Origin of the sequence: Nitrosomonas marina, assembly GCF_900111605.1 — a bacterium.
GTDB classification, from domain to species: domain Bacteria; phylum Pseudomonadota; class Gammaproteobacteria; order Burkholderiales; family Nitrosomonadaceae; genus Nitrosomonas; species Nitrosomonas marina_A.
Genome location: NZ_FOIA01000029.1, coordinates 15,443 through 31,496, shown reverse-complemented (window position 1 = coordinate 31,496; position 16,054 = coordinate 15,443). Strand labels below are relative to the sequence as shown.

General features: G+C 42.4%; 18 protein-coding genes and 1 tRNA gene. 3 read left to right on the top strand and 16 right to left on the bottom strand.

Annotated features, from left to right (window positions below; genetic code table 11):
* Positions 1–38: 38 nt before the first annotated feature.
* Together nusA and rimP are read right to left on the bottom strand one after the other, a co-directional pair.
* Complete coding sequence (nusA, locus tag BMY62_RS12460; RefSeq protein ID WP_090660475.1) at positions 39–1,511, bottom strand: transcription termination factor NusA; 1,473 nt, start codon at positions 1,509–1,511, stop codon at positions 39–41.
* Between the two features lie 26 nt (positions 1,512–1,537).
* The gene (rimP, locus tag BMY62_RS12455; protein ID WP_090660472.1) at positions 1,538–1,966 is read right to left on the bottom strand and encodes a ribosome maturation factor RimP; all 429 of its coding nucleotides are present in this window, start codon (positions 1,964–1,966) and stop codon (positions 1,538–1,540) included.
* A 245-nt stretch (positions 1,967–2,211) separates the two neighbouring features.
* On the opposite strand from rimP, the gene creA reads away from it, so the two are divergent.
* Entirely contained in the window at positions 2,212–2,721 is a 510-nt protein-coding gene (gene creA, locus BMY62_RS12450; protein ID WP_218142980.1) for a protein CreA, read from the top strand.
* Positions 2,722–2,892: 171 nt separating this feature from the next.
* Positions 2,893–2,969, top strand: a tRNA-Met gene (locus BMY62_RS12445).
* Between the two features lie 245 nt (positions 2,970–3,214).
* On the opposite strand, the gene BMY62_RS16230 is transcribed toward BMY62_RS12445, so the two are convergent.
* From BMY62_RS16230 to BMY62_RS12385, 13 genes are all read right to left on the bottom strand, one after another.
* Positions 3,215–3,388: a hypothetical protein gene (locus BMY62_RS16230; protein WP_177170386.1), complete on the bottom strand. Its 174-nt coding sequence runs from the start codon at positions 3,386–3,388 to the stop codon at positions 3,215–3,217.
* 18 nt (positions 3,389–3,406) lie between these two features.
* A complete protein-coding gene (locus BMY62_RS12440) occupies positions 3,407–3,586 on the bottom strand; it encodes a hypothetical protein (protein WP_090660470.1) in 180 nt (59 codons plus the stop codon).
* A complete protein-coding gene (locus tag BMY62_RS16225) occupies positions 3,570–3,710 on the bottom strand; it encodes a hypothetical protein (protein ID WP_177170385.1) in 141 nt (46 codons plus the stop codon). Before BMY62_RS16225 ends, BMY62_RS12440 begins: the two co-directional genes overlap by 17 nt.
* A 722-nt stretch (positions 3,711–4,432) precedes the next feature.
* Positions 4,433–5,002: a hypothetical protein gene (locus tag BMY62_RS12430; RefSeq protein WP_090660464.1), complete on the bottom strand. Its 570-nt coding sequence runs from the start codon at positions 5,000–5,002 to the stop codon at positions 4,433–4,435.
* A 31-nt stretch (positions 5,003–5,033) separates the two neighbouring features.
* Positions 5,034–5,360, bottom strand: a complete 327-nt coding sequence (locus BMY62_RS12425) for a helix-turn-helix domain-containing protein (RefSeq protein ID WP_090660462.1) — start codon at positions 5,358–5,360, stop codon at positions 5,034–5,036.
* A 2-nt stretch (positions 5,361–5,362) separates the two neighbouring features.
* Positions 5,363–5,578, bottom strand: coding sequence for a hypothetical protein (locus tag BMY62_RS12420; RefSeq protein WP_090660524.1), 216 nt, complete (start codon positions 5,576–5,578; stop codon positions 5,363–5,365).
* Between the two features lie 74 nt (positions 5,579–5,652).
* Complete coding sequence (locus tag BMY62_RS12415) at positions 5,653–6,273, bottom strand: hypothetical protein (protein ID WP_090660458.1); 621 nt, start codon at positions 6,271–6,273, stop codon at positions 5,653–5,655.
* Positions 6,274–6,371: 98 nt separating this feature from the next.
* Entirely contained in the window at positions 6,372–6,671 is a 300-nt protein-coding gene (locus tag BMY62_RS12410) for a hypothetical protein (RefSeq protein ID WP_090660455.1), read from the bottom strand.
* 84 nt (positions 6,672–6,755) lie between these two features.
* On the bottom strand, positions 6,756–8,117 hold the full coding sequence (locus BMY62_RS12405; protein WP_090660453.1) for a tyrosine-type recombinase/integrase: 1,362 nt from the start codon (positions 8,115–8,117) through the stop codon (positions 6,756–6,758).
* A 565-nt stretch (positions 8,118–8,682) separates the two neighbouring features.
* Positions 8,683–9,627, bottom strand: coding sequence for a GNAT family N-acetyltransferase (locus BMY62_RS12400; RefSeq protein WP_090660450.1), 945 nt, complete (start codon positions 9,625–9,627; stop codon positions 8,683–8,685).
* Complete coding sequence (locus tag BMY62_RS12395) at positions 9,624–10,583, bottom strand: polysaccharide deacetylase family protein (RefSeq protein WP_090660448.1); 960 nt, start codon at positions 10,581–10,583, stop codon at positions 9,624–9,626. The genes BMY62_RS12400 and BMY62_RS12395 overlap by 4 nt, the downstream gene beginning before the upstream one ends.
* A 12-nt stretch (positions 10,584–10,595) precedes the next feature.
* Positions 10,596–11,015, bottom strand: a complete 420-nt coding sequence (locus BMY62_RS12390; protein ID WP_090660445.1) for a CopD family protein — start codon at positions 11,013–11,015, stop codon at positions 10,596–10,598.
* A gap of 200 nt (positions 11,016–11,215) precedes the next feature.
* Entirely contained in the window at positions 11,216–11,425 is a 210-nt protein-coding gene (locus tag BMY62_RS12385; protein ID WP_090660442.1) for a dodecin, read from the bottom strand.
* Positions 11,426–12,030: 605 nt separating this feature from the next.
* Between BMY62_RS12385 and BMY62_RS12380 the strand changes: the two genes are divergently transcribed.
* Positions 12,031–12,486 (top strand): ATP-dependent zinc protease family protein, encoded by a 456-nt coding sequence (locus BMY62_RS12380; protein ID WP_177170384.1) that lies wholly within the window; start codon positions 12,031–12,033, stop codon positions 12,484–12,486.
* Positions 12,487–12,544: 58 nt separating this feature from the next.
* Here the strand turns inward: BMY62_RS12380 and BMY62_RS12375 are convergent, their stop codons facing one another.
* Positions 12,545–16,045 carry an FAD-dependent oxidoreductase gene (locus tag BMY62_RS12375; protein WP_256207598.1) on the bottom strand — a complete coding sequence of 1,167 codons (3,501 nt, stop codon included), beginning with the start codon at positions 16,043–16,045 and terminating at the stop codon, positions 12,545–12,547.
* Between the last annotated feature and the right edge of the window lie 9 nt (positions 16,046–16,054).

Here is a 16,054-nt window from a genome sequence, read left to right as displayed (position 1 = left end):
CGATTATTTCATTGTATTAATCACAAATTTGATTCTATTTAAACAAACCATGGTTCCCGTGCTTTAATAATCAATTTATTGGCACGTTCAATATCCATTCCAGTCATCTCAACCAAATCATCGGCCGCAAGATCGGCCAGATCGCTTTGACTGCTTATCCCCTTCGCTGCCAGTATGCGTATTGTCTCAATGTCCATACCTTCCAGAGACAACAGATCATTTACTACATTTTCGACTTTTTCTTCATTGGCGATCGCATCTGTTAACAATGCATTACGAGCACGCTCTCTAATTTCGTTAACTGTCTCCTCATCCAGAGATTCAATCTCTAGCATTTCATTTAATGGAACATAAGCGACTTCTTCAAGCGTGGCAAAGCCTTCTTCAATTAAAATTTCTGCTACTTCCTGATCCACATACAACTTGTCAATAAATAGTTGTCTGATTAGTTCAGCTTCCTGTTCATGTTTGGTCTGAGATTCCTGGACAGTCATAATATTAAGATCCCAGCCCGTTAATTCAGAAGCCAAACGTACATTCTGCCCACCACGACCAATAGCCTGAGCAAGATTTTCTTCGTCGACAACTATGTCCATACTGTGTTGTTCTTCATCGACCATGATACTACTGATCTCTGCGGGTGCCAGCGCATTAATGATATAGGTAGCCGGATCATCGGACCATAGTATAATATCTACACGTTCACCAGCCAGCTCACTTATAACCGATTGCACCCTTGAGCCACGCATCCCTACACACGTTCCAATGGGGTCTACACGTTGATCATTTGATTTTACAGCGATTTTGGCCCGTGATCCTGGATCCCTTGCAGCCGCTTTAATTTCCAAAATGCCTTCTTCTATTTCAGGCACTTCAAGTTCAAACAGTTTCACAAGAAATTCCGGTGTAACTCTTGAAAGCTTCAGTTGAGGTCCTCTGGCAGCACGATCAACTTTGTGCAAATAAGCACGAACCCGATCACCAACTCGGAGGTTTTCTTTTGGAATCATTTGATCACGCGGTAGTTCCGCTTCTATTCTACCTGATTCAACGATAGCATTGCCCCGCTCCAATCGTTTTATTGTTCCAGTCACCAGATAGTCGCCACGTTCAAGAAAATCGTTAAGCGTTTGCTCACGTTCTGCATCGCGGATTTTCTGAAAAATTACCTGCTTGGCTGCTTGTGCACCAATACGCCCAAATTCGATAGGTTCCAATTGCTGCTCGGCATAGTCCCCCACCTGTAGAGCCGCATTTAATTTTTGTGCATCGGCCAAGGCTATCTGACGTGATGGCTCTTCAACGGCATCATCCTCTACGACCAACCAGCGACGATAGGATTCATAGTCACCTGACTTTCTGTCTATTGAAACCCGAGCGTCGACATCTTCGTGAAATCGTTTTTTTGTCGCAGAAGATAATGCCATTTCCAGAGCGGTGAAAACAATTTCTTTTTCCACAGCTTTTTCACGCGCCAACGCATCAACCAACAGTAAAATCTCGCGGCTCATAGTCCTCCAGTCAAATTTTTAATTGCTTACAATTTTGGAACCAAACGAGCCTTTCCAATATTGCGCATATCCAGGTCAAACAATTTTCCTTCGACTTCAAGTTTTAAAATGCCATCATTTACTTCCCGCAAAACACCCACAAAATTTCTTTGCCCCTGCAAAGGGATACGCAGTTTTAATCGAATTGTTTCGCCTATGAAGCGAAAAAAATCACTTTCTTTTTTTAGTGGCCTGTCTAAACCAGGAGATGAAACTTCCAGTCGACCGTAATCAATATTTTCGGCGGTTAATAAACGACTCAAATGATTGCTGATTGCAACACAATCATCAATCGTTATGCCGTCTTTTTTGTCGACAAAAACTCTAAGCAGTTTACCGCGCGAAAATTGCTCGACATCAACTAACTCATACCCCATGCCTTCAAGCGTTAATTCTAGCAATTTTTCCAGCATCATAGCGGTTAATACAAATAAAAAATGGGCTGTCAAAGCCCATAACGATATTGTCGTAATTTTATCAAATAATTAAAAATTATGAAACAAGTATCGAAGATTTCGTTAAAATGCAATCTAACCTATCACCTGGTATTTACGAAAATTGTCTGAAAATGGATATCAAAGTTTGACCGTCCAGAAACAATCCAGATTTTTTCGAAATGTTATTAGCTAGTACAAGGAAAAAAGGGGAAAAAGGAAGAAAAATGTCGCAGAGAACAGTCTTTACACAGAAAACCGCATTGTCCTGGAAAATACGCAGCATTGCTCTGATGAGTATGCTATCTTTTGGACTGCCTTTGAATGCGGAGAAAATTGGCAGTGTTTCAACCAAATTCAAATTAATCGGCCCAAATGACAAAATTGTCATTGAAGCATTTGACGATCCTGATATTAAAGGCGCTACCTGCTATTTGAGCAGAGCAAAAACTGGCGGTGTCAGCGGTGCAGTTGGCGTTGCAGAAGACACATCCGATGCATCTATTGCGTGCAGACAGGTAGGCCCCATTAACCTTCCTGAGGAAATTAAAAATGGCGATTCAGACGGGGAAGAAGTATTTAAAAAAAATACATCGCTGCTTTTTAAATCATTACAGGTTGTTCGTTTTTATGATCCTAAAAGGAATGTCCTTATCTATTTGACTTATAGTGACCGTATTATTGAAGGTTCGCCAAAAAACAGCATTTCGACTATACCGATTATGCCTTGGCACTAACATCAAAACGACCTGCTTGATAATATACCAGTCTCAATGTTGCTATCTGATACAGCTTATTACTCCTATCAATACCTCATTGATCGGCATTTATAGCAATACATTGCAAACAATCCAAAGAAAACTGGCGTCGACGACGCACATTGGTGTATAATCTTCTTTTCTGACAAGCGCGGGGTGGAGCAGTCTGGCAGCTCGTCGGGCTCATAACCCGAAGGTCGTAGGTTCAAATCCTACCCCCGCAACCATAATAATCAGGCACTTAGATAATAACAGGCTAGGTGCTTTATTTTTTCCACATAATCATGTCACCATTATGTCACCACTGTTTTTCTATAAAACAGCATGGCAACTAAAAAAACTACTCGTCAATAAAGAGGGGTTTTATAGCTTCAGAATATCGCAATAGTGCAACCTTGCACCATTACGTGAATAATGAGGGAACATCTGTCATCTAATGACAGATAGAAACCAAACCGATAACGTTACCGAATTAACCAATGGTGCGATACGTTATCACGAGCGCAGGACTACAACCATGCAGCCGCTCATATCGCGCTCTAGCGTCCTCAATACTTTCCTTGCTTGATCTATGTATCAATACAAGCTTAAATCGCTTCACGCGCTCTTCTAGTTCATTCAAACGTGTTTCAAGATTTTTAGACATGTGATTCACCATTTAAAATCAGTTTGGTAGATAACTCGATAATTGCTTGAGTGCATCACCAACGCTACGCTGCTTTTGCGGTGCTGGCATGTTTTGGCTTGCCGCGAATCTGACAGTCAGGTCGTAAAAAAAGTCTGTCAGCGGATCATGCGCAAGTGTTTCAAGTCGTTCAATTCGTGTTTCAAGATTTCTTGACATGTTGTTGCTCCAATTTTTTGATACGCTCTTCAAGGTCACTATCCCGAATCATACCGGCCAGGGCTTGCAGCATATACGTTAACCGGCCTGCGTCTTGTGTAGGTAAGACACCGGTCTTTGCCATTTCATAAACCTTTACTAGCTCGCGCCTAACTTCACGAATCGTACCAAGTCGCAATTTTGGCGAACGGACAGGGGAAGCCGGAAGAAGTTTGCCTTCAATCACTTGCCCTGTCTTGCTGTTGCTAGAATCAACCATCTATGCTTGAATTTGCCAAGATGGGCTTGCTCGAGGTAGGCTTTGCAGGTATCAATTCACCATCAATTACTTTGGTGTTGTTCTGATTGCCATATTCCATGAAATTCCGCTTTTGCATAAGCAACTATTATGATCTATGGGTACTGTATAAATTAAATATGATACTAAAATCGATTTTAAGGCGTGCTACGGACATTTTATTTTCTTCCCAATGGTTTTTTATTATGCACCGGTAGTTTTTTTTCCGTATTGTAAGCTGTTTTGCTGCGGCTTATCTGTTTGCCGTCTCCCAATATCTGCGTATGCCCACGATATTGACATTTTGTTTTTCCACGCCACCGCTTCCGGGGAAGGCTCGCCACGTGGTTCACCTATTTGACATTCCCAAGTGCAGTATCCATTCATTCGGTGATCCAAAAAACTAACCACTATGTAGCGGACACCGCACCGTTGACAAGACTGATCCGTTCCGAGTGTCCGTTGATTCATCGCCTGCCGTCTGAGCATTGCAACCTTTGCCCTCCCAGTATTTTGTATCTGTACTTGGTATAACTACATTGTCCCCGGTAGTCGGGGTAGTGAAATGGTTAAAAACGCGTCTCTCCGCCCCGGTAGTCGGGGTAGTGATTCGGCTCGCTGCCCCGTTGGACGGGGTAGTGCTGCCCCGATAGCCGGGGTAGGTTTTTTGTTTTTTCTGCCCCGGTGTTCGAAGGTAGCGGGTTATCCCGTAATGGCGGCTTTCTGCGCTCAGTGGGGGGTGAATTGCAATCTGCCCAGATACCTTGATGATAAGAGTTGTTTGAAATATCGAGGCCAACAAAATTTTTAATCGGTAGCCATGTGACGGCATACCAACTACATCCCATATTTAGGCCGCCTTGTCTTGTCCGCACTATCAAGCCCCGTTTGATAAGTTCTTCGGTTGTTTTTTTATTTGCTGATTTTGATCGCCAGCCATGTTCAGCAAGCCATTTATCCACCAATTGGAGCCTCCCATTGTTTCTACCATTAACCTGTCGTATCAAAGCAAATAATAATGATTTGGCTTTATCGGTTGCACCAATGAAAGCATCACTGTCAATTACGCGGTGCGGAATTGCTGAATAACTTCCAGAAAATGTTTCCATCTCTTCTTTTTTGCACTTTCTTCTGGCCATTACATTCCCATCATACGTTTCGACAACATCTTCAACCCGTCACGCTCTGATTGTTGGCATTTCTGCTCGATTTAGCTTGCAACACGTAGTAACCAACCCTGTGCGGATTGCCTGCCTCGGTATCCTCTACAACCCAAACCATTTGGATGCTATGACCTTCTTTGTGTCGCAGTTCAAAAATGCGAGCGCCTGGCATCATGATATCGAGATCGCGCCGCGCTTGTATCGTTGACACGCCACCTTGTTTTAAAGCTGCCAATAATCGTTGACGCTGCGCCGCTGTAGTATTATTATGCTTAAGAAGTTTTTGGTTTCTATTCGCCTCGGTTGCAGCCGGGGCGTATTTATTTATACTCATGGTTACACCTCCACGCCAAGTACTTTCTTGATTTCCTTGACCGGCCAAGATAACCTTCCGTTGATGCGAATCGGTTTAATTGGCCCGTTTTCAAAACAAGCCCAGGTTCTTAGGGTCTGATCTTTTCTGTTTAGGTGATGCGCCGCGTCTTTGGTTGGAATGTGTGAGCGGATTTCTTGCTCAATTGGCTGGAATTTTTGATCTATTACTTTTTGCATGAAGAACCATCCTTTTATGTTGAGATGATTCATTTTTGCAAATATGGGACTGGACATGCTTGGTATTTGTCCAGCTATTTTTTCTTTCTATTTCTTCCTATGAGTTTTCTTATGGTGCCAACGGCATTGCAATTTTCAGGATCATTTTCGTGAAGATATGCTTCTATCTTTTTAGCTAACTCCGAATTACTTATTTCGCGACGATATTTGAGGCTGAATTTATCAGCTATTTCAAGCCATGAATCGTGCTTATGATCACTCATTTCACAACGATATTCGCTTCTGAATTTATCAGCCATCTCCAGCCATAAATCGTGCTTCGGCTTGGTGACTTCTTCATGATGCTTGCGCAATTTATCAGCATTATGACCAAACTGTTTTTCTGTGCCTAGCACCCATTTATCATGATTAGCGTTTTCAAACAGCTTCATTACTCTTAAAACTGACAGACGTACTGTTCCCATATCACCGCGACGGTAATAATTTAAGGCTACTCCCAGATGTTTTTTTATCAGTGATTTTTGTTTAAGCTCGTCTGGCAGTGTTTCCGCGTCTTTCATCCAAGACATTAGTATGTCCTGAATATTATCGGGCAAATCTAACCGGCCAGCTTCTTCTTGTAACGCCTGCACCTCGAAGCTAAGCTGTCTAATTACGCTCTTTTGTTGTTCTACCTTTCCTTTATCGTATTTCATCACGCACCCCTTCAAGCACACCTTCAAGAGATACCACCCCAGGCGGTGAAGGTTTCCGCTTTTCGCTTGGCCGGGCTAGAGGTGGTTAAACAGTTATGTTATGTGCGTCTTATGTATTCCGCTAACATGTCCAATCGCTGATTAAATTTCTCTTGATCCATGCTCTCCGGTCTTCTGCTCATAATATCAATGTATTTAGTAATTGCCGCTAGCTGATCTGCTGTGGATGTGCGACTAAGCTCAAGGAGTTCATTTATCCATTTACCCTCAGCCTCGATACGTCTATGGTCTAAATTGATAACTTTTGCTTTTCTTGCTTTGGTCTCGACGCGGTTTTGTTTTTCAGCTTTAGGTGCTGTCAGTATTCTGAGTTGTTTTGTATACTTTGTTTTAGCCATGATTTAAACTCCTTTCTAGTTTATGTTGTGGTTAGGGGTGTTAGGTGTTGCTTCACCTAATAACCCCGATCTTGCCCGATTCCGTCAGGTGGCGGCTACTGCGTGTAACCCTTGTTTAGTCGTTATGTATTCAATTCCGGCTTGTTCTAATATCCATTTTTCATATTTTCCATGCCATACTGCCAATAACTCAAGCGGTCGATCTATATAATGACGCTCGGCCGTAGCACTTGGCGCATGTCCCATTATCTGCGCTATTACACCGCGCGGCATCTCCACCCATTCAGCCAGACTTGCAAAAGTTCTTCTCAATCCGTGCAGTGTTAAAGATGGCAAACCGGCAATTGATAAAGCTCTATTATGGGGAATACGTGGTTCTACTATGCGGCCACTGGATGATGTGGGACTGCTAAAAACCCATTCATTACGGCGTGGCAATGCAGCTATTAAACTGCAAAAATAAGGTGTCAATGGAATTTTACGACCTTCTTCATAAACCTTGTCCTTTATCCATAAACTATTCCATTGAAAATCTACATCTTCCCAACGCAACCAGGCCAGCTCTTCACGTCGACAACCAAGCAATAACAAACCTTGTAGATACGCTGAAATTGCAGGATTGTTTATGTCTCGAACCGCTTTAAACCATATTGGCAAATGCGCTCTTTGCAATACATCAAATTTCTTACTTTTGCGGCTGGGTATCTCGTCCCGTAATTCCTTACTTTCTACCGCTTGAATATCAATGATACTTGCATATTCTGGATATGTTGCACACCATCGCCAAAAGGCACGAAACATCTCAAAACCCTGTCGGGCGTTGTTTGATCTAATTGGCGCTTCTTGCTTCAACCAGTCTTTCAAAACTACTGCGTTAATCTCGACCATATTCATTTGCAACAATGGAAACAATACGCCCTGCTTCGTGATTCCTCCACCACGCTTTTTTATTTCTCCACCAATCTGGGATAGGTTTTCATGATCTCTTAAATGGCGCTCACCCCATTTTTTGCCGCGCTCAATATGGTGGCGTTGCATTTTGTCTTTTTGGTAAGAAAGATACGCGTTCCAAGCTTCACTGACCAGCATGGATTTACGTTTAGATTCTGATCTCGAAAATTCAGCTATTTTTCTTTTCTCCGCTGCTTCTTGTCTCGGATCAATACCCTTATCAATTAAAACTTGAAGTCGACGAGCTTCAGATCTGGCATCGGGAATGCTCCACACTTTAACGTGGCCAATTGTTATACGGACTGATTTGCCGTGTATCTTGGATTGGAAGATGAAGGATTTTGATCCGCCAGCGGTAGCGATGATACCGAAGCCTTTTGTTTCTTTATCCCAAAGATAAACCCTAGTTTTACCTTCAGGGCATTTAAGGTTATCGACTCTGACACTGGTCAATGTCACCTTATCGGCAGATTCGATAAGTTTTTTTTCTGTCATGCCAATTGCCTATACTTAATTTCATGTCACCAATATGTCACCACGAATTAAGTATATATCGGAATATCAATCAACACAACGAAAAGCGGAATTAAGTATATGTTGTTGTGTTAATTGCATTTTATTGTGTTTATTAGATGCTGCTCAACACAAATAAATACTGCATTATTCGGGCTCATAACCCGAAGGTCGTAGGTTCAAATCCTACCCCCGCAACCAACTCTGTTAACAATGTTCTTCAAACAGAGCATTTGTAAACACGCAATTTGATCAAAGCCAGATTTATCGGCCAACAACTTACTTCGCTATACCACTTCAAAATCATTATCCGGTTCAGAGGTGTTATAACTCAGAGGTGTTATAACTTTTTGTCTGCAAATACTGCCCCCCCCACGACGCTTCTTCAAATGCTTATACTCTGATAATAGGCTTACGGGAACCCTTTACTTTAAGGTTTCGCACCGTCCTTGATACTGATACATACAGTAGAATTTCTATTGGTATATACACATGATCTCTATTGGCTGATCCCGCATATGTCAACAACGCCATACGATATTGACATTTATCGAGACCTGAACCTGATAATGTTTTTAATTTTGGTTTTGAGTCCCAGTTTATCAAGAAGCTTCCCAAAATTCTTAGAAAAAGCTTCTGTCAGAATGTGACACTGAACCCAGAAGCGCATTGAAAATGTGTTCTTGAGAAGAAAAATATTGCCACACAGTATACTGCCGGTAGAAAACATTTGTTTATGTTCGGAAGTACCCTCTGTAAAATCAAAAAATCGGAATTTTGATTCCCGAAATAAATCTTCAAACACAAACCAATGCAAAATTGTACCAACCGACAATTGTTTATACTCAGGATCAAATCCAAGATACTGATAAAGCATCACTTCATCATGAACCGGACAAAACATATAGGCTACCGGAATATTGCCATTCCATAATAGATACCCACGAGCTTGATCCAGTTGCGCTTTATCTTTTATTTCCTGACGAAACATATCACTGTCTGGTAGGCCGGCATCAAGCAGCTTTTCCTGATAGGTTTTCTGAGAAAGAGGCCTGGCCAATTGATAGAATGTACACAATTCATCTACACTTTTATATACTTCGAAGCGCATGGATTGATTGCAGTAGTCATTAAATTTTCTGGTTTTCCTTCTTATTGTAGAACGAGTTTTTGAAGAAAATTTTTTTTTATATTCATCGAAAGACAAGGACAAATCAATATAACATCGATCAAATTGAGCCGGAACATAACAAATAAAACCGTCCTTAAAAGATTGCATTGGCTGTTTCTCTGCAAGCGGCTGCGATCGTAGCAAGAACCCATGTTCATCATTCTCAAGCTCTAAAGGCGGCATCCATTTTTCAGCAACAGGAGCATCTGGATCAATTACTTCAAATTGTTTCACTCTGAGCCGCAAGGTTTTTACAAAGAGTGTTATATCGCTCAACATATACTTCAAAGAAACATTTTGCGACAGCCACTGATTATTCATGCATATTTACTCCACACCTGTTCTAACATGCGCTGGCCTGTTCTCCACAGCGGTGAAATGAGTGGTGTCGGCTGTTTTTCAAATACTATACCTTGGAAATCGCTATAATCACTAGTTCTGAAACAATCCTTATTTTTTTCAAGAAACTCGCACAACTGTATAAATCGTTGAATTACTATCTTATCCGGCCGTTCGAATGATCGGTGTAGCAGCTCGAAATTATGAGACAGGATTGTAAAATTTTGCCAGCCCTGCTCCAGAGCCTTCCATAATAATCCTTCCAGTTCTTTGAAAGAACAAGCGCATAATTGAGTGTGACGCAAGTGCCCTGGTCTATCGAAATAAACTGTCATAGGCACTTCGTAAATGTTTTTATAGCGAACCGCTTCAGTGACTACAGTACCAGGCATAAAATTGCTTTCTGGTCCCATAAAACTTGCATTGTAGCTACTGTCCACTGCAATGTCATTGGCAATCAAAGCGCTTAAAGTGTCGACATTAAAACCAAAACTGCCAGCACGGAATGCTCGAATTTGATCTACACCTGATTCATTAAGCCACTGCTTTCCCAATGCAATAAGCCGGGTTTGCTCTTCAAGTGTGAAATAACGCAAAAATTGCCGCTTTTGCGTAACGGATGGAAAAATTGGTTGTCTAGCTTCGTCGATCCATTCGGTATGCAAATGCAGCTCGATTGTCTGATTGGCTTCTTTGATTAGGTTGACGATTTCTTCAAGTGGATCGCGGCCGAATCGGCAGCTGAACATAGGTTCTACAAAAAAAACACCTTTTAATCCATAGTCGTTTAATATTTTGAGCTTATATGGCAAGCCAAAATCGCCATCAGGAGTATGCCCATAAATATATTGTTTGAAAGCGCTGGGAAATTTACTATCGAGATCCTGCCAGCCGCCGCACCAGATTTCAACGTCAACTGTAAAATAAACGTTTAACATACAAGACAGTATTTAAAACAGCGTTGGTTTAAAAACCACTAACAACACAACGGCAAACAATACTAGAACAGGAAATTCGTTAAACCACCGAAAAAAAACATGTCCATGTACATTGCTATCAAGCTTGAATGCTTTGACATATCGACCACAATAATAATGATAGACTATTAATATCAGAACCAGCGCGAGCTTTAGATAAAGCCAGTCTCCAGAAAAGCCGTAACCAAGCCATAACCATACTCCAAAGACAATCGTCAATACCGCACCTGGCGTCATAATTCCGTAATAAAGCTTGCGTTCCATGATTTTAAAACGCTCTCTTCCGATAGTATCTTCACACATGGCATGATAAACAAAGAGTCGCGGCAAATAAAACAACCCGGCAAACCAGGTGACCATGAAAATAATGTGAAAAGACTTTATCCAGAGCATAACGTGGAATAATTTTATTAACTCTATCGTATATTTCGGTTTGTTTAATCAACGCGAATAGCGTCTTATCTTTGGGGCAATCTCTACAATATATGAGGAGAATTGAATAAACTAATCTTCTTTTATGTCAATTGAGCTAAAAAAACTGCCCGGCCCACTGAACTGGATACCGTTGGCTTCTTGCAGAACCAAATTGATCATTATTCATTTAAAGTAAAACCAACTTTTATCGTAACCTGCCAGTGTTTAATAACCCCCTGTTCGATATGACCACGGGTTTCAACAACTTCAAACCATCGCATATCTCTGACAGTTTTGGCCGCCCGGGTAATCGCATTTTCAATTGCACCTTGCATACTGGTTGAAGATGAACCGGTTAATTCCATGATTTTATATATATGGTCTGACATTTCATGTTCCTCACGAGTTTGGTTTACAAACTGGCTTCAGCTGTGCGACAGCAGTATATTTGCTTAAAGATATTAATAACCACAAGCTCTACAAAAGTATACAGAATTTATCTCATCAATAAAGCAGTTTAAACAAAAATCTGGAATTTGCTTAAGGTGATAGCAAATTCATCAGAAGCATGAAAGCGAAGCAAAAGGTTTTTACTATCGAACACTTTACAAAATTGATGAAGTCTCAGAATCACATGTTTCGTTGCATCCAATCACATCTTCATGTATTTTAAAAATGGCTAAAACGGCTTTACTTAACTTATCTTGTGCTTTTTTTTACCATACAAAAAAACTTCACAAAATGAATATGAAAGCAAACTGCTCCCAAAATTTAAGCAGGATAACAGTCTATGTTCGTATTCATGCTCAGAGCTTTAAAACGCCCAATGCTTAAAAATAATCAAAGATTTTTATCAGGAATAAGTATCTATTCAAAAATTAGCGAAAAAGACTCCGCTTCACTTTAGCTTATTATGAAATTACAAATAAACAAGATCTGTTATTTTAATGTTATTTTGTGCATTACCACGTTATCACTGATTTCAACGACAGCTATGGCTAGCAAATCAGTCTATGGATATCTTGAACCGGTTACGTTGATATCTGACGATGTCACCCTGACGGCCAAGTTGGACACTGGCGCAGAAACTGCTTCCATATCGGCACAAGATATTCAAATATACGAAAAGGATGGAAAAGAGTTTGTAAAATTTAAACTTTCCCACCCGGAATTGAAACAAACACTGCGTTATGATCTGCCGATTATCCGGCATGCAAAGATAAAGAAACGTGCTTCCGAGGGACAAAAGGCCAAAACGCATCACTCTCGCCCCGTTGTCAACATGCAGATTGGCTTCGATGGTCAACGACATAATATTATGGTTAATCTCATCGACCGCTCTCATTTTTCTACCCCCATGCTACTTGGCAGGCGTGCGCTTGAAAAAGTCGGCGCTATTGTTGACAGCACTGTGAAAAATACGCTTCTATCAAAAAACGACGCTTTTTAAGCGTCCGGTGGCGGGGCATTATTACTGCCCCGCGGCCTAATATCTCGATATAATTCAGTTAATTCCTTTCCAGGCAACGATCTATCCAGCGACTGGTCAATTTTTCCTGAACACTGTTTTGACGTAAGCGTGACGCCAGACTTGAGAAATCAACCTGATCAAGAGGCTGGTCCTGATTAAAACAGGAAAAGACATAGGTTATTTCACCAGTTTCAGGATCTTTGTGTGGCTGCAGGCACTGTGCGCATATTTCTTTCATCATGCATTGCATGGGCGAGTTTATCGAGCCGATTGCAAAATGATCAGCCTTTAAATATGGTTTTAGCTGTTTATACCGTGCTGCACCAACAGCAGCCATCATCCTGTCAGAGCCAATTGCAATAATACGATCAACATCCATCAGTGGTACGGATTGCTCTCCAAGCTGACCGCTGCCATATGCAACCATCGCTTCAACAATATTACCAACAAAATGCTTATCGCCTGGTCGGGTTGCTTCAAGCCCCGGCTCTTCATCGCAACACCAGACGACAGTGTCAGCGGCCGCTTCGATTTCAGCCACTTTATATCGGTCAATAATTTTTTTATATCCGGCAAAATACAACACTCTTGAACCTGCCGCACGTGCCGCGGCACCAATGGAAAACAGCACAGCATTGCCCAATCCGCCACCAACAAGCACTACCGTCTCGCCCGGTTCGGTTTCAGTCGGCGTGCCAGTCGGCCCCATCAATATTACGGGATCTCCTGGTCTCAGTGAAGCACATAAATTAGCTGAGCCACCCATTTCCAGTGCAATCAAAGATACCAATCCTCTTTTGATATCAACTGAAGCACCCGTTAATGCAATTCCCTCCATTGCCAGTCGCGTGTCCCCGGAAATGGGAGCCAGCGTTGCATAATTCTGAAAGCGATAAAACTGCCCTGGACGAAAGCGGCTGGCGGCTAAAGGAGCGTACACAACAACTTCGATGATATTCGGAGTCAACCTTTCAACTTTGTGTACCATTGGGCGCAACTGGTTATTAAATTCCGCGAAAAACTTTTCGGATGTTTTGTTCGAAGAAACAGCTATCTGATCCAATACTCTGCTAACAATTGGGTAACCCTGTTTGGCGCTCGACATAGCCTTGACTACATTGCCTGAGTACGAAGGATGCAAGTCGCCAAAAAAACTAATAAAACGTCCGTCATCGGGACCTTTGTAATGACCCAACAAAACCGATGCGCCTGATTTTGGATTACCATATTCAGGTGCCACGATATTGCCCATCTCGTCGCATGAGGCAAAATAACGGCCATCCAGTTTATAGATGTCAGCATCTTCCCGGGCCAGTACCGTATTTGGCTGCGTACCGGCGGCAACCAGTAATGCATGCGCTGGTAATTCGACTTCACCAACAGTTTTCCATTGTCCATCTTCGCTGCGCTTTTGTATGGCAAACTGTACTGACTGCACATGTTCCCATTGGTTGACATTGATACGAATTGGAGTCAGCCCTTCGGCAAACGTGATACCTTCTTCAAGCGCTTTTTCAACTTCTTCATGGTTTAGCGTATAAGAAGGACTGTCAACCAGCCGTTTACGGTAAGCAATTGTTGCGCCACCCCATGATTGCAATAAAGACAGAATGTCAGGTTTGCGTCCTTCGCGATCTGCCGCTTCGCGTTCGGCGCGAATGGCACGACCATGTAGCAAGAATTCCTCTGCAATTTCTGTTTCTTCGGTGTCCCATGCTGCTCGCAATGCTTCATCACCGTGAACTGCACTTAAAATTTCATATCGTTGCAGAAATTTTTCAACTTGTATCGGATAATAAGCCAACGCTTCTGTTGCCGTATCAATTGCGGTAAGTCCCCCCCCGATTACAATAACCGGTAGCCTCAATTGCATATTGGCAATTGAGTCACTCTGGGATGCGCCGCTCAGTTGCAGCGCCATTAAAAAATCTGATGCCGCTCGTACACCACGAGCCAATCCATTTGGCAGATTCAAGATAGTTGGTTTTCCAGCGCCCGCAGCCAAAGCTATATGATCAAAACCCATTGCAAAAGCATCATCCGTTGTCAAGGTTCCGCCAAAACGAACTCCCCCGAATAAAGCAAACTGGCTTCGTCTTTCAAGAAGCAGGCGTATCAGTTTGAGAAAATTCTTGTTCCAGCGAACAGTAATACCATATTCTGCCACCCCGCCAAATCCGATAGGAATGCGTTCATCGAGATTCTCTTCCAGTATGCTTGCATCCTGGATGGCGTGAAACGGAACACGCTCTCCACGCATATTGACACCGGAAATTTGCTCCGGCAGCGGTTCTATTTTCAGGCCATCAATACCTACAACTGTATGTCCATCATTCATCAGGTGATGCGCCAGGGTATATCCTGCTGGACCCATGCCTACGACCAGTACTTTTTTTCCTGTCGCAGCTTTGGGTACAGGACGCTTCAGATTTAATGGATTCCAGCGTGTCAACAGGCTATATATCTCATAACCCCACGGTAATGCCAGCACGTCTTTCAAAGTGCGTGTTTCAGCTTGTGGTATATCGACCGGGTCCTGTTTCTGATAAATACAGGATTTCATACAATCGTTACATATCCTGTGGCCGGTTCCAGCGCACATCGGATTATCCAGCACAATCATAGCCAGACTGCCGATAGCGACACCTTGTGATTTAAGCTTGTGAAATTCCGAAATACGCTCTTCAAGCGGGCAACCGGCCAGCAGCGCGCCCAGTTCACTTTTTTTGAAAGCCGGTTTTTCATCAGGTGATTTGGCTTTCTCCTTCAGCCCTTTCGAGCATGAATCCTTACCCTGTTCATGGCACCAGATGCAATAATTGGTTTCATCCAGCGCCCCTGCCAGATCAGTACCCTCATCAGTCAATGCAAAACCGTTTCTCTGCCTTAAATGATTGAGCTTATGTTGTGGAAATCCCTGTGATTCATCAGTTTCTAGCGATATCAAATTCTGGAAATCCAGCTTGGCCGGTGACTTGAACAAAATACCAGCATGTGTGTGCGCTTGACCTTCAGTGGTTCTTAATGCCCACGCCGCATAGTGCAGCGCTAATTTAAGCCGCTCGGCATGCTCCGCTTCATTTTCCATCCATCGCGCCACGTTTTTCGCAAAAACCAATTCTGAGAACAATTCACCGAATTCAACTTCCAACGCTTTCTCTAACGCCAATCCATCAATACCAGCTAATTCTTCAGCGCTGACTTTTCCTTTGGCGCGACGCTGTACAAACTGCCGTTTGCAAAAATAGAGCGGCGCCAGTTCATGGTGTTTTGCAGCGAGCAATTTTACTTCATTCTCTATATCAAATAACTGTGCAATATAATCTTCCAGCCAGGGTGCAATTTCAATCAATAAAGCCGATTCATCCTTGGGTTGTAGTGAATCAGGGACATTACGGGCATCTAGCAGCTTCTCACACAGTGCCGCGTTACCATCACGCAAATAATTTATAAATGCATTATCAATCTTGAGCAAACCTTCCCGCGAATATAGATCAGAAATGATAATGTCCAATTGAAAGTTAGGCGTTGTATCCATTGTCTTTGT